Genomic DNA, 14,732 nt, shown 5'->3' on the forward strand with positions numbered 1-14,732 from the left:
ATATAAGTTCACACATGGCTGACCAGTCAAAATTTGACTGGTCAGCTTTTTCATTTACATTTACATAAATTTCCGCAATTTCTCCAGCAGCTTGTCAAAATCAATGGGTTTGCTGAGGTAATCATTCATGCCACAGGCCATAGCTCTGGCCACATCATCGGTAAAGACATCCGCAGTCACCGCAATGATCGGGATGCTGGCAGCCTCCGGATGGCTGCTGCGACGAATTGCCTTGGTAGCACCATAGCCATCCAAAACCGGCATCTGCACATCCATAAGGATGGCCTTGTAGGTGCCCGCTGCCGCCGCCGTAAATTTATCCACGGCATCCTGTCCATCCACTGCAGTATCAATGACAAAACCATGCTGTTCCAAAATGGTTTCCGAAATTTCCCGGTTCATTTCATTGTCTTCCACCAGCAACAGGCGCACTCCGACAAAGGAAATGACCTCTGCACTTTTTTCTTCAGCTTCCTCTGTCAGCTCTTTCACACCCTGCAACGGCAAAGAGACATAGAAACTGGTTCCTACCCCCTGTGTGCTTCGCACTTCAATGAAACCCTGCATCATCTTGACCAGATTCTGGCTGATGGCCAATCCCAGACCACTGCCGCCATATCGCCGTGCTACCTTGGCACTTTCCTGCTCAAAGGGTTTGAAGATATTCTCCAGATACTCCTTGCTCATGCCAATGCCGGAATCTGTAATCTCAAAGGTAGTGATAAACACATTATTAGGCCGCAGGATCTGCTTCATCACCAGGCTGATTGTCCCCCCCTCCGGGGTGAATTTCACCGCATTGGAGAAGATATTCATGAGCACCTGCTTGATGCGCAGGGAATCCCCCTTCAAACAGAAATGCTGCACCCCCTGTTCATCAATGATCAGCGTTATATTTTTCTGCTGCAGCTGTCCATTGAAGATGGTCTGAATCTCCGTCACCATATCCTTTAAGGAGAATTCTTCCTGTGCCAGTTGTAGCTTGCCCTGCTCAATAGAAGATAGATCCAGGATATCATTGATCAAGGCCAGCAGATGGTGAGCCGCAATCTGACTTTTGCCAATAACCTGCCGCAAGTCTTCCTCTGTATTGTTCTTTTGCGCACCTAAAGTCAGATAGCCGATAATGGCATTCAAGGGCGTGCGGATTTCATGGCTCATGCGGGAAAGGAATTCCCCTTTGGCCTCGCTGGCATGACGGGCCGTTTTCAACGCATCGGACAGCGCCTCCCGCTGACTTATCTCCTTGCGCCGTTCATCATCAATATCCTGCCGGTAGAAATAAAATCCCACCAGTTCACCATTCTGGAAATAAGGCTGGAAGCGGCAGGAGAAAAAGCGGTAATCATTGTCTTCCGTCTGCTTGCGCACCTCACAGTAATAAATGCGCTTTTCCTTGAAAGCAGTATGCATTTCATTATCATAGGCACCGCCTTCTAGGAATTTCTCCCGGTCAGCAGGATGCAGATAATTGATATAACGCTCCAGAGTATGCGGCAGAATATCCACAAATACACGGCCATCCTGATCGATATGATACTCGGTAGCCGTACCGGTACGCAGATCCACCTTCACCACCATTTCATGCATGCGGCAGACATAACTCATCACAGCATCCACTTCCTGACGCCGCTTTTCATCCTGACGAGCAGCATTATTGCGCACGAGCGTAACCATGACCAGGCCGGCCAGCATAAACAGCAGGATCGCCAGCAGGATGAACTGCAGCGGATAGCTGTATACCATTTCCTCCCAGCTCAATTCCCGGGCATGCACAGCCGTATGGCGATAGATGATTTCCTGCACCGCCTGAGAACCAACGGGGGGCATGGCAGCTGACAGTACCTCAAAAAGCCGATGATCATAAGCGTCACGGATTCCCAGGCGCATATCCAGCTGCTGATTGGGAACGATGCTGATGCGCAAGTTATTATGCTTATCTGCATTCACATACTTTTCCCCAATGAATCCCAGCATATAGACGCTGGAGCACTTGCCTGCTTTCAGTGCCGCCATCGCCTCCTCAGGTGTATCATAATTCTGCTGATCTGCATTTTCCGGCAAGCGTCCAACCATAGCCAATTTCCGTTTCAGATTGGCGGTCATGGCAATCGGGCCCTCTGCCTCTTCGTTTTTCAGCGACAATTGGACTATGGAGGAACGTAAAACTGCTTGCGTCAGCTTATAGCCCACTTTTTCCGCTTCGTAAAAGTTGGAGCTCATCCCCAAAACGATATCCGTATTCTTGTCCCGCAATAATTGTTCGTATTCGTCCTGATTGGCTGCCGACAGGATCTCATAACGAATTCCGGCAGTCTGTGCCAACAAGGCGAAAATATCCGGCAGGATTCCCTGTGCCTGACCATTCTTATCAAAATAGGCATAGGGATTGGCGTTGGGCATTACCACGACGCGGAAAACATGTCCCGAATCCTTCAGTTCCTGCAAAAAAGCCTGACTGTCCGGCGACAGGGCCATCATCCTGCCGGAGACCTCTGCATAGTAGCGGCTGGACAGGGCTACTTCCCAGCCCGGATCCAGGCTCGACAGCTTATATTGAGCAATATTGAGGTCCTTGATGATATCCTGCTTATCCGGTGTGGAAAGGGCATACAGCGGCGTAGGACTCCGCAATTCCAGGATTTTTTCCCCATGCAGGATACGCTTGCTGCTGGTGACAATCGCATCCACCTCGCCGCTTTTCAGGCCCTCCTCTTCTGCGGTGACACTTTCATAATACACAGGCGTATAGCTGAAGCCATTTTCCTCGGCAAATTTGCCGAATTCCACACTGCGCATATTCCCTTTCAAAAGTCCCACCCGCATGCCGGCATAAGTATCCGGTCTGCCTGGCTGATACTTCTCATTCGTCTCCAACGTCGTCATCATCAGCGAGCTGTAGGCCATGGGTTTATCCGAAAAGATATACTTGGCCGCCCGCTCCGGTGTCTTCTGCGCAGCTGTGATCAAATCGATCTGTCCTGCATCCAGCAGGGCAAACATATCAAGCCAACCCTGATCATAACCGATGTATTCATAACGCCAATCCGTATAACGGCCGATAAGGTGCAGATAATCATAGCCATAGCCATAGCGATGACCATTGGGCTCAATCTCATGATAGCCAGACATCCGGTAGAAGCCCACCCGTACCGTCTGACGCTTCGGAAAAAAATCCATACTGGCGGCTGCCTGGGCCGGCAGCTGCCATATTCCTACGGCCATGATGAATATTAGCAAAAATCTAACAATTCCTGTTATATCAAGCCTTCGTCCCAGAAGCATTCTTCACACCGTCCTTGTCAAGGCACAAAAAAATCGCTGATAGGAATCTCTACTTTGTAGATTCTCTATCAGCGTTTTCATTTCCTGCCGTATTGGCGTCAACGATAAATTAAATAATTTTCGTCGTCCATTTTTCGATGTTCCAGACAGAATCCACGAAGTCCTCATAGAATTCCGGCTCATGGGAAACCAGCAGCACCGTGCCCTTGTATTCCTTGATGGCCCGCTTGAGTTCCTTCTTGGCCTCCACATCCAGATGGTTGGTAGGCTCGTCGAGGACCAGCAGGTTCACGGGCTTCTGCATGATCTTGCAGAGACGCACCTTGGCAGCCTCGCCACCGGACAGAGCCATCATCTTGGTGGTGATATGGTCATTGGTCAGGCCGCAGGTGGCCAGTGCCGCCCGCACCTCGAAGTTGGTCATGCCGGGATATTCCTGCCAGACCTCTTCCAGAGCCGTATTGTTATTGCCAGCGGCACTTTCCTGCTCGAAGTACCCCACACTGACAAATTCGCCCTGCTCGATATGGCCGCTGATGGGCTTGATCATGCCCAAAAGGGTTTTGAGCAGCGTTGACTTACCCAGACCGTTAGTGCCCCGGATGGCAATCTTCTTGCCCCGTTCAATCTGGATATCCACAGGGCTGGTCAGGGCTGTATCGTAGCCCAATACCAACCGCTTGACTTCAACCACGAAGCGGGAAGGGGTGCGGTCAGACTGGAAGTTGAAATGCGGTTTCGGCTTTTCCTGACGCTTCGTGAGCACTTCCATCTTGTCCAGTTTCTTCTGACGGCTGTTGGCCATGCCCCGGGTGGCCACACGGGCCTTATTGCGCTGGATAAAGTCCTGCTCCTTCTTGATTTCCGCCTGCTGGCGCTCGTAGGCCGCTTCTTCCTGCCTGCGCTTCAGCGCCGCCATTTCCTCGAACTTCTCATAGCTGCCTGTATAGCGATCCAGATGCAGATTATCCACATGATAGATCACATTGGTCACAGCATTGAGGAACGGCACATCATGGGATACGAGGATAAAGGCATTCTCGTAGTTCGTGAGGTAATTCTTGAGCCAGGTGATATGCTCCACATCCAAGTAGTTCGTGGGCTCGTCTAAGATCAGGATTTCCGGGTTCTGCAGCAAAAGTTTCGTCAGCAAAACTTTCGTGCGCTGACCGCCGGAGAGTTCATCCACCTGCTTGTCCAGGCCGATATCCCGCAGGCCAAGCCCCCCTGCCACTTCTTCAATGCGCGCATCAATGGTATAGTAGCTGCCTGCCTCCAGCATATCCTGGATATCGCCCACATCCCGCATCAGGGCATCCATTTCTTCCGGCGTGGCCTCCCCCATCTTGTCATAGGCCGCCAGCATTTCCTGCTCGGCTTTCACCATATCGTCAAAGGCCGTGCGCAGGGTGTCCCGGATGGTCATGCCGGGCTTCAGCACAGCATGCTGGTCCAGATAACCCACCTTTACCCGGCGTGCCCATTCCACCGTACCGGCATCCGGTGTCAGCTGCCCTGTGATAATGGAAAGGAACGTGGACTTGCCCTCACCATTGGCCCCGACGAGAGCCACATGCTCCCCTTTGAGCAGACGGAAACTAACGTCCTCAAAAATCTCCCGGCCACCATAGCTGTGGGATAAATGGGAAACGTTCAAAATACTCATTGCTGCTTTTCTCCTCACATGATTCATTAAAAGAAAAGAGCTGTTCCAAAGAACAGCTCTCGAATTTACTAAATGGTCGGAACGACGGGATTTGAACCCACGACCTCTTCCACCCCAAGGAAGCGCGCTACCAAACTGCGCTACGTCCCGAACAAGTAATATAATACAACATCCCAGGGGACTTGTAAACCCCTTTTTTAAACTTTTTTCATGTTTTTATGAAAAATTTTAGAGATGCCAGATCCAGATGTAGATATTGGCCAGGATAATGGTCAGGATCATCACGGGGAAGGCAACCTTCATAAAGCCGATGAAGGAAATCTGCTTGCCATGCTGGGCTGCCAGGGATGCTACCACGACATTAGCCGAAGCACCGATCAGGGTACCATTGCCGCCGAGGCAGGCCCCCAGTGCCAAACTCCACCACATGGGTTCCAGATTGGAAAGCCCCATCTGCCCCATATCCTGAATCAGCGGAATCAGGGTAGCGACAAAGGGAATGTTATCGATGAACGCGGAAGCAATCGCACTCATCCAAAGGATCAGCATGGCCGTCATGGGCACATTGCCATTAGTCACAGCCAAAGCTTCTGCCGCCATCGCCTTGATGACGCCTGTCTCCACCAGCGCGCCAACCAGCACGAACAGACCGGCAAAGAAGAAGATGGCCAGCCACTCTACTTTGGAGAGCACCTTGGCAATCATGGCCTCATTGCGCGTGTAAGTGATCAATAGCAGCAGACCTGCACCCGTAAGGGCTGCCGTAGCCGTTTCGAGCCCCAGGGCACCATGCAAAGTGAACAGGGTGATGGTGAAGAAGATAACGGCCAGGCATTTTTTCAGCAGCGCCTTGTCCGCAATATGGCTCTTGGCATTGAGCCGCATGACCTTATCCTGCAGTTCCGGCGTCGTCTTCAGCTTGCTGCCATAGATTGCCACGAGCACCGCCTGCACCACGATAAAGATGACCACGGATACCAGCGTCATGTTCTGGAGAAAATCCATAAAGCTCAGCCCCACGGCACTGCCAATCATGATGTTCGGCGGGTCACCGATAAGGGTAGCCGTACCGCCGATATTGGAGGAAATGATCTGCGCCATCAGATAGGGCTTCACATCTACTTTCAGCTGCGATGTGATGCTGAACGTGATGGGCACGGTGAGAAGCACCGTGGTCACGTTATCGAGCAAGGCCGAGCATACAGCCGTGATGGCGGACAAAGCCACCAGCAGGGCTACCGGCTTGGCCTTGACTTTCTTGGCCGCCCAGATGGCCAGGAAGTTGAACAAGCCCGTTTCACTGGTGATATTGACGATAATCATCATGCCCATCAAAAGGCCCAATGTGTTAAAGTCAATGTGGTGGATAGCCGTCTCCTGGCTGATGATGCCAAAGAGAATCATCAGCATGGCGCCGAAGATGCCCACGATGGTACGGTGTACCTTCTCGGAGATAATCAGGGCATAGGCCGCCACGAAGATAACTACGGCAATCATTGTACTGCTTTCCAAAGTCTCTTCACTTCTTTCTTCACTAGATTATTTGTTCTTTTCCTTGGCCCAGGTGTCCTTGAGGCCTACCACGCGGTTGAAGACCAGCTTTTCCGGCGTGGTATCCGGGTCAATCACGAAATAGCCCGTGCGCAGGAACTGATAATGCTTGCCTGCTGCCTGCAGCTTCACGCTGGGTTCCACTAAGGCATTTTCAATGATTTCCAAGGAATTTTTATTTAATGCACCGATAAAGTCTGCGGGCAGGTTCCCGTTTTCATCGGTTTCCAGCAAATAATCATAGAGCCGCACTTCGGCAGGCACAGCAGTCTTCGCTGCTACCCAGTGAATGGTGCCTTTGATCTTGCGGCCGGCCGTTGCCCCGCCGGTCTTGGATTCCAGATCAGCCGTGCAGCGCAGTTCCACCACATTGCCAGCTTCATCCTTAATGACTTCTTCACACTTAATGATGTAAGCATGCTTCAGACGCACTTCCCCGCCCGGCTTCAGACGGAAGAACTTCTTGGGAGCCTCTTCCATGAAATCATCCTGCTCAATGTAGAGCTCACGGGAGAAGGGCACGAAACGATGACCGCCATGAATGGGGTTATTGTCCGCCAGCAGCCATTCTTCCTTATCCTCAGGGTAGTTGGTAATAACCACCTTCAAGGGACGCAGCACCGCCATAATGCGGTCGGCATTCTCGTTGAGGTCAGCCCTGACGCAGGATTCCAGCATGGCTACATCCACCAGGCTGTTGCCCTTGGCCACGCCAATTTCCTCGCAGAAATTACGCAGGGAGGCCGGCGTGAAACCACGGCGGCGCAGGCCGGAAATGGTCGGCATACGGGGATCATCCCAGCCGCGCACATGGCCCTCTTCCACCAGCTGACGCAGTTTGCGCTTGCTGGTCACAGTGTTCGTGAGATTCAGGCGGGCAAACTCGATCTGACGGGGACGGGTGTTCACGTCAAAGTCCAGATTTTCCAACAGCCAGTCATAGAAGGGACGATGCTCCTCAAATTCCAGCGTACATACGGAATGGGTGATGCCTTCGATGGCATCGGACAGGGGATGAGCAAAGTCATACATCGGATAGATGCACCACTTGTCCCCCGTGCGATGATGATGGGCATGGGCAATGCGGTAGATGACCGTATCGCGCATAACCATATTCGGGGAGGCCATATCAATCTTAGCACGCAGAACCTTGGCCCCATCAGCAAACTCGCCAGCCTTCATGCGGGCAAACAGGTCGAGATTCTCTTCCACGCTGCGATTGCGGTAAGGACTTTCCTTGCCCGGTTCCGTCAGCGTGCCACGGTATTCCTTGATTTCCTCAGCCGTCAGATCATCTACATAAGCCAAGCCCTTCTTGATAAGCTCCACGGCATAATCATAGAGCTTGTCAAAGTAATCGGAAGCATAGAACATGCGCTTCTGCCAGCTGAAGCCCAGCCAGCGGATATCTTCCTGAATAGAGTCCACATATTCCGTGTCTTCCTTCGTGGGATTCGTATCGTCAAAACGCAGGTTGCAAAGGCCATGATTATACTCCGCCAGACCAAAGTTCAAGCAAATGGACTTGGCATGGCCAATATGCAGATAGCCATTTGGTTCCGGTGGAAAACGGGTATGGATTCCTTCCGTGTATTTACCGTTCTTCTGGTCTTCCTCAATCGCGTTCTGCACAAAGTTATTGGCGATTGTCGTATTCTCTGCCATGATATTCTCTCCTTTATAAAAGGCGGTCAGATTACATCCTCAGCCGCACATTTTTCCTCAATATATTTCCACATGCGCTTTACGCCCACGTCAACGCCTTCCTGCTCCGGCAAATGGTCGATAACCTTCTGGATATAGCCACGCTCTACCATCTTTTGCAGCGTCCAGCCAAAGTTCACATCGTAAACCCACAGAAGACGCACCAATTTGCGATCTCCCAAGGTCTTGAGCATATGATAATCCGCCTGCTGCCCTTCCTTGAAAGCCGTCATGAAATCCGGACTTATAAACTGGCTGGCATCGGCCTTGATAAACTTCGGTGCCTGTTCGGCCTTCTCCGGATCCAGGAACGGCGAGAGCACCCGATAGATATCCAGCTTGTCCGCATCCCGCAGCAACCGGGCAAACAGCAGTTTCCTGCCCGTTGCCTCAGCAGGAATTTCCTTCTTATTATGATACTTGATGGCATAGCGCACGAGTTCTGCGTCTTCCGCTGCCAGCTCATCCATATAGGGCATTTCCTCGGCCAGGACTTTAAGGCCTAACTCGGCATGATCCTCCGATTGAGCATCATTGAATGTCTTATAGATGCTGTATTGGCGGAAACGCCCCACATCATGGAACAGTCCCATGATTTCAGCCAGCTGTACATCATGCTCACTGAGCTGCAAATGCTGCGCCAATTCCCGGGCAATAGCCGTAACATAGCCGGTATGCTCCATCTTGATACGGATGCCCTGCATAACTTCCTCATCTTCCGTGAAAAATTTATGCATATAGTCATCCATCCAGGTATGCATTTTCTTCAATAATTCTTTCAATTTACATCCTTCTCCACTATATTACACTACAGTGTAACATTATAGCGCAATTAGGAGCTTTTTGCCATAGGGTGACAAAATAAAATAGGACCAGATGCTGCCGCCCTGGCAAGCACCTGATCCTATTCGTTTATTTCTTGAAGAGATTCTTCAGATTATCCAAAAAGCTCTTTTGTTCCGGGTTCACCTTATCGCCGCTGATTTCGCCAAATTCCTTCAAGAGTTCCTTCTGGCGCTGGTTGAGGTTCTGCGGAGTGAGCACCTTGATGACCACATGCTCATCCCCACGGCCATTGCCGCGCAAATGCGGGATACCGCGATCCCGCAGGCGCAGGATCTTGCCGGACTGTGTGCCTGCCGGCACCTTGACCTCCACCGGGCCATCGATGGTGGGCACCTGTACCTTATCGCCCAGGGCAGCCTGCACGAAGGAAATGGGCACTTCCACGATCACATCATAGCCGTCACGCTGGAAGATCTTATGGGGACGGATGAAGATGTAAACGTAGAGATCGCCATTGCCGCCACCGCGAACGCCGGCCTCGCCGCCACCGCTCACGCGCACGCGGGAACCATTGTCCACCCCCTTCGGGATATTGACCTTGATCTTGCGCGTGACCTTCTTGCGGCCTGTGCCGTTACAATGGGAGCAGGGATTCTTGACGATCTTGCCTGTACCATGGCAGCGTCCGCAGGTGGTCTGATTGACCATACGGCCAAAGGGAGTATTGGCCACCGTCTGGCGGGTACCCGTACCCTGACAGTCCGGGCAGGTCTCCGGGCTGGTTCCCGGGGCTGCGCCTGTGCCATGGCAGTGGTCGCACTCTTCCGTACGGGGCACGGAAAGTTCTGCTTCCTTGCCGAAAGCCGCCTCCTCAAAGCTGATCTCCAGATCATAACGCAGATCGCTGCCACGTTCCGGACCGGGCCGGCTGGAACGACGGCGGCCGCCGCCTCCGAAGAAGGTCTCGAAGATATCCTCAAAACCGCCCGCGCCGCCAAAGCCACCAAAGCCGCCGCCGAAACCGCCAAAGCCGCCGGCTCCGCCGCCACCGCCCATGCCATTGGCAAAGGCATCATGGCCGAACTGATCATAAGCGGCTTTTTTCTGCGGATCTTTAAGGACATCATAGGCCTCATTGACCTCTTTGAATTTTTCCTCAGCAGCTTTCGGATCGTCACGGTTCAGGTCGGGATGATATTTGCGGGCCATCTTTTTATACGCCTTTTTGATTTCAGCGTCCGAGGCACTCTTGTCAACGCCCAGCACCTCATAATAATCGCGTTTTTCGCTCACGTTGCACCATCCTTAAAAACTATTGGGAGCCATACGGCTCCCAATAATCCATCAAAAACCTTTAATTACTTCTTATCGTCTTTGACTTCCGTATATTCAGCATCTACGACATCATCGTCAGCCTTGGTCTGCTGCTGTGCACCAGCATTAGCGCCGGCAGCATCAGCACCAGCTGCGCCCTGGCCAGCGGCCTGAGCCTGCTGATAAGCAGCTGCGCTCATTTCATAGAGCGGCTTCTGCAGTTCTTCCGTAGCCTTCTTGATGGCTTCGGTATCGCTGCCCTTGAGGGCTTCTTTCAACTTGTCGATGCCAGCCTGAACGCTCGCTGCCTGCGTCTTGTCAGCCTTGTCGCCGAGGTCTTTCAGCGTCTTTTCAGCCTGATATGCGAGGCTTTCGCCCTGATTCTTGACTTCAACAGCTTCCTTCTGCTTCTTATCCTCAGCTGCATGCGCTTCGGCTTCCTTAACCATGCGGTCGATGTCTTCCTTGGTCATGCCGCCATCGGACTGAATCGTGATCTTCTGTTCCTTGCCCGTGCCCAGGTCTTTAGCGGATACATGCACGATACCGTTGGCATCGATATCGAAGGAAACTTCGATCTTAGGAACCCCACGCGGTGCGGGAGGAATATCGGAGAGTTCGAAACGGCCCAGTGTCTTGTTGCCGGCAGCCATTTCGCGTTCGCCCTGCAGGACATGGATGTCAACAGAAGGCTGGTTGTCTGCAGCCGTGGAGAATACCTGGCTCTTGTGCGTCGGGATCGTCGTGTTGCGCTCGATGATCTTCGTGCAGACACCGCCGAGGGTTTCGATACCCAGGGACAGCGGCGTAACGTCGAGGAGCAGTACGTCCTTGACTTCGCCGACCAGAACGCCGCCCTGGATAGCAGCACCAACGGATACGCATTCATCCGGGTTAACACCCTTGGAGGGTTCTTTGGCGAGGAACTGACGGATAGCTTCCTGCACAGCCGGGATACGGGAAGAACCACCGACGAGGATTACCTTGCTGATGTCGCTGCCGGACAGGTCAGCATCAGCCATAGCCTTGCGGGTCGGTTCCATCGTGCGTTCTACAAGATCACGGGTCAGTTCATCGAACTTAGCGCGGGACAGCGTCAGGTCGAGGTGTTTCGGGCCCGTAGCATCAGCCGTGATGAAGGGCAGGTTGATGTTGGTCTGGGTCATGCTGGAAAGCTCGATCTTAGCCTTTTCAGCAGCTTCCTTCAGGCGCTGAGCAGCCATCTTGTCCTGAGACAGGTCGATGTTGTTTTCCTTCTTGAATTCGTCAACCATCCAGTCCATAACCTTCTGGTCGAAGTCGTCACCGCCGAGGTAAGTATCACCATTGGTGGCCAGAACTTCAAACGTACCACTGGAAAGCTCGAGGATGGATACATCGAAGGTACCGCCGCCCAGGTCGAATACGAGAACCGTTTCGTCTTCGTCCTTGTCGAGGCCGTAAGCCAGAGCAGCAGCCGTCGGCTCGTTGATGATACGCAGGACTTCGAGGCCGGCAATCTTACCAGCGTCTTTCGTAGCCTGACGCTGGCTGTCGTTGAAGTAAGCCGGAACCGTGATAACAGCCTGGCTTACAGTTTCACCGAGATATGCTTCAGCATCAGCCTTGAGCTTCTGCAGAACCATAGCGGAGATTTCCTGCGGCGTGTAATCCTTGCCATCAACGCTGACTTTGTAGTCATTCTCGCCCATATGGCGTTTGATGGAAGCAATCGTGCGGTCCGGATTGGACACAGCCTGACGCTTTGCCAGCTGGCCGACGAGACGCTGACCATCTTTCGTGAAACCAACAACAGACGGGGTGATACGGCTGCCTTCCGGGTTGGTGATAACGGTAGGCTCGCCGCCTTCCATAACGGATACAACGGAGTTCGTCGTACCTAAGTCAATACCAATAACTTTTGACATGATATATCCTCCTAAAAACTTTATAAACTGATTAATTAGCCACAACCTGCACCATGCTCGGGCGGATCACACGGCCTTTGACCATGTAGCCCTTCTGCAGTTCCTGGGCGATGTCATCGTCTTCCAGATCTGCATTCTGTACCCGCATGACGGCCTGATGGAAGTTCGGATCAAATTTCTGACCTTCTACTTCGATATGTTCCAGACCGTTCTTCTTGAGGATTTCCGTGAACTGGGTGAAAATCATTTCCACGCCCTTCTGGAAAGCCTCACCGTCTTTGGCTTCAGCGGCCATAGCCCGCTCGAAGTTGTCGAGAAGTGGCAGCATATCTTTCAGGATTCCCTGGGTAACCACAGCGGAGAGCTCTTCCTTCTCCTTGCCTGTGCGGCGGCGGAAGTTTTCAAAATCCGCCTGCAGGCGCAGGACACGTTCTTCCTTCTCCTTGAGGTCTGCCGTCAGCTTTTCTACTTTCGCGGCATTTTCATCCTGTTCTTCCTGATTTTCTTCATTTTCGCTTTCTGCGCTTTCGCTGGCTGCTTCCTCAGCCTCATCGGCCTCGTCTTCACCTGCAGCATTGATTTCCTGCTGCATTTCCTCCAGCTTTTGCTCATCCTTCTTCTTTAATTCATCTTTCATGAATGATGGCAATTCCTTCACCTCTTTCCAAGGTATTTTATATTTCGCTCCAATACTGGCAGCTACCAGTGAAAGCGTTTGATAACCTGTGTCAGATTATTGTTCATGTACTCCAAAAGACTCATGGCCTTGGCGTACTCCATGCGGGTGGGCCCCAGCACCGCAATGGTGCCCAGAAGCTCCCCATCCAGATGATAAGTGGCGGTGATGATGCTGCTGTCCTTGAAGTGGCTATCCTCATTCTCCTGCCCGATGGTGACTTCCAAACCGTCACCGATATGGGCCCGGAGGATGTCCTTCATGAGTTCCTCTTCCTCCAGGGTCATCAGCATATGCTTGACCTTTTCCACATCGTGGTACTCCGGCTGTTCCAGCATCTTCGTGGTACCGCCCAGATAAAGGCGTTCCTGCTTGCCGGTGTCCAAAGCCCGCTGAATGATGGAAAGTGCCGATTCATAGAGGCCTTCATCCCGGATCTCGTCCCGGATCTCTGCCAGCGAATGATGTTCGATGGTCTTCAGCGTATGCCCCGCCAGATTCTTGTTGATCACCGCCGCCATGCGCTGGAAGTCCTCAAACTCCGCGCCCTCCGGCATCTCGATGATCTTGTTCTCGATAAAGCCTGCATCGGTCATCAGCACTGTGATAACCCGCCGGCTGTCCAGCGGCAGAAACTGCAGGCAACGGAACTGCGCCTGATTCATCTGCGGCGCCAATACCAACGAAACATTCTTCGTCACCGCCGAGATGAGCTTCGCCGTTTCCTCAAAGACCTGATCGATGCGCTTGACCCTGGTCTTATACCAACGGTCAATCAAAGCTTTCTCTTCAGCGCTGACCGGCTTGGGCGGTATCAATCCATCCACATAGAACCGATACCCCTTGGATGAGGGAACCCGCCCGGAGGATGTATGCAAATGCTGCAGATACCCCAGCATTTCCAGATCCGCCATCTCATTGCGTATGGTGGCAGGGCTGACGCCTAAATCATACTTACGGGCCAATGTGCGGGAACCAACAGGCTCTGCCGATTCGATGTAATCATCGATTACAGCCTTGAGCACCCGTTGCTTGCGCTCATCCAGCTCGTAAAGCTTATCTGGCATTCACACCCCTCCTCCCGACTCTGTTAGCACTCTGAAATGGTGAGTGCTAAATTTAAGTCTATAAAGATAATAACCCTTATAGAACAAAAAGTCAAGAGATAAAAAGTCAAAACATCAAAAATCCCGTTCAAACTCCACAAAGGATGACTCTTTGCCAATGATGAAGAGATTGTCCCCTGCCGCGAAACGATAATCCGGCGACGGAGTGACAATCATCTGCCCTGCATGGCGGATGGCCACCACCACCAGATTATAATGCCTGCGCAGGTCGGCCTCCACCAGATTCTTCCCCACCAGACGCGGCGGCGTCGTGACGTTGACAATCTTGATGCTGCCAGCCAGATCGATATAATCCACCGCATTGGGCGATACCAGATGCATAACCGTACGCCGGGCCATATCCCGATCGGAAAAGATGATCTTCGTGGCGCCTAAACGCCGGGCCATCTCTGCATGGCGGTCATCAAAGGCATTGACCACGATTTCCGGAACATGGCGTTCCTTGCAAAGCATCGCCGCCATCAGGCTGGCTTCCAGATTCTTGGTGGCGATGATCACCGTATCGAAACTGCCAATGCCCGCCTGGTCCATTGCCCGGGCATCCCGCATATCAAAACTTACCACCTGGGACAGGTTCTCCGCCAGGGAGGACACCAGATTCGTGTCCATATCCGCGGCCAGCACCTCATATCCCATCTTTTCCAAGGTCATGGCTGCACTGACGCCGAAACGCCCCAGCCCTAAAACAGCAAATTGTTTCTTTTTCTGCATATTCT

Annotated in this window: 10 protein-coding genes and 1 tRNA gene; all 11 read right to left on the reverse strand. The window is 52.4% G+C overall.

What is annotated here, in order from left to right; genetic code table 11:
* Positions 1-60 precede the first annotated feature (60 nt).
* The 11 genes from SELR_RS17845 to SELR_RS10715 all read right to left on the reverse strand — a co-directional run bounded on the left by SELR_RS17845 (position 61) and on the right by SELR_RS10715 (position 14,727).
* Positions 61-3,240 carry an ATP-binding protein gene (locus tag SELR_RS17845; protein WP_158645808.1) on the reverse strand — a complete coding sequence of 1,060 codons (3,180 nt, stop codon included), beginning with the start codon at positions 3,238-3,240 and terminating at the stop codon, positions 61-63.
* A gap of 154 nt (positions 3,241-3,394) precedes the next feature.
* A complete protein-coding gene (locus SELR_RS10670; RefSeq protein ID WP_014425240.1) occupies positions 3,395-4,951 on the reverse strand; it encodes an ABC-F family ATP-binding cassette domain-containing protein in 1,557 nt (518 codons plus the stop codon).
* A 73-nt stretch (positions 4,952-5,024) separates the two neighbouring features.
* Positions 5,025-5,101, reverse strand: a tRNA-Pro gene (locus tag SELR_RS10675).
* 78 nt (positions 5,102-5,179) lie between these two features.
* Positions 5,180-6,448 (reverse strand): ArsB/NhaD family transporter, encoded by a 1,269-nt coding sequence (locus SELR_RS10680; protein ID WP_014425241.1) that lies wholly within the window; start codon positions 6,446-6,448, stop codon positions 5,180-5,182.
* A gap of 42 nt (positions 6,449-6,490) precedes the next feature.
* Positions 6,491-8,167 carry a glutamine--tRNA ligase/YqeY domain fusion protein gene (locus tag SELR_RS10685; RefSeq protein ID WP_014425242.1) on the reverse strand — a complete coding sequence of 559 codons (1,677 nt, stop codon included), beginning with the start codon at positions 8,165-8,167 and terminating at the stop codon, positions 6,491-6,493.
* Positions 8,168-8,193: 26 nt separating this feature from the next.
* Complete coding sequence (locus SELR_RS10690; protein WP_014425243.1) at positions 8,194-8,988, reverse strand: HD domain-containing protein; 795 nt, start codon at positions 8,986-8,988, stop codon at positions 8,194-8,196.
* A 130-nt stretch (positions 8,989-9,118) separates the two neighbouring features.
* A complete protein-coding gene (gene dnaJ, locus SELR_RS10695) occupies positions 9,119-10,285 on the reverse strand; it encodes a molecular chaperone DnaJ (RefSeq protein ID WP_014425244.1) in 1,167 nt (388 codons plus the stop codon).
* Between the two features lie 65 nt (positions 10,286-10,350).
* Positions 10,351-12,213, reverse strand: coding sequence for a molecular chaperone DnaK (dnaK, locus tag SELR_RS10700; RefSeq protein WP_014425245.1), 1,863 nt, complete (start codon positions 12,211-12,213; stop codon positions 10,351-10,353).
* A gap of 31 nt (positions 12,214-12,244) precedes the next feature.
* Entirely contained in the window at positions 12,245-12,850 is a 606-nt protein-coding gene (grpE, locus tag SELR_RS10705) for a nucleotide exchange factor GrpE (RefSeq protein WP_102013426.1), read from the reverse strand.
* A 62-nt stretch (positions 12,851-12,912) separates the two neighbouring features.
* Positions 12,913-13,956, reverse strand: a complete 1,044-nt coding sequence (hrcA, locus tag SELR_RS10710; protein WP_014425247.1) for a heat-inducible transcriptional repressor HrcA — start codon at positions 13,954-13,956, stop codon at positions 12,913-12,915.
* 114 nt (positions 13,957-14,070) lie between these two features.
* Positions 14,071-14,727, reverse strand: coding sequence for a potassium channel family protein (locus SELR_RS10715; RefSeq protein WP_014425248.1), 657 nt, complete (start codon positions 14,725-14,727; stop codon positions 14,071-14,073).
* Positions 14,728-14,732 lie beyond the last annotated feature (5 nt).

Origin of the sequence: Selenomonas ruminantium subsp. lactilytica TAM6421 (assembly GCF_000284095.1) — a bacterium.
GTDB lineage: Bacteria > Bacillota > Negativicutes > Selenomonadales > Selenomonadaceae > Selenomonas_A > Selenomonas_A lactilytica.

Coding starts and splice junctions, on each gene's coding strand:
- SELR_RS10685 (WP_014425242.1), bottom strand. CDS start 8,167: ATGGCAGAGAATACGACAATCGCCAATAACTTTGTGCAGAACGCGATT.
- SELR_RS10670 (WP_014425240.1), bottom strand. CDS start 4,951: ATGAGTATTTTGAACGTTTCCCATTTATCCCACAGCTATGGTGGCCGG.
- grpE (WP_102013426.1), bottom strand. CDS start 12,850: ATGAAAGATGAATTAAAGAAGAAGGATGAGCAAAAGCTGGAGGAAATG.
- hrcA (WP_014425247.1), bottom strand. CDS start 13,956: ATGCCAGATAAGCTTTACGAGCTGGATGAGCGCAAGCAACGGGTGCTC.
- dnaK (WP_014425245.1), bottom strand. CDS start 12,213: ATGTCAAAAGTTATTGGTATTGACTTAGGTACGACGAACTCCGTTGTA.
- SELR_RS10680 (WP_014425241.1), bottom strand. CDS start 6,448: ATGATTGCCGTAGTTATCTTCGTGGCGGCCTATGCCCTGATTATCTCC.
- SELR_RS10715 (WP_014425248.1), bottom strand. CDS start 14,727: ATGCAGAAAAAGAAACAATTTGCTGTTTTAGGGCTGGGGCGTTTCGGC.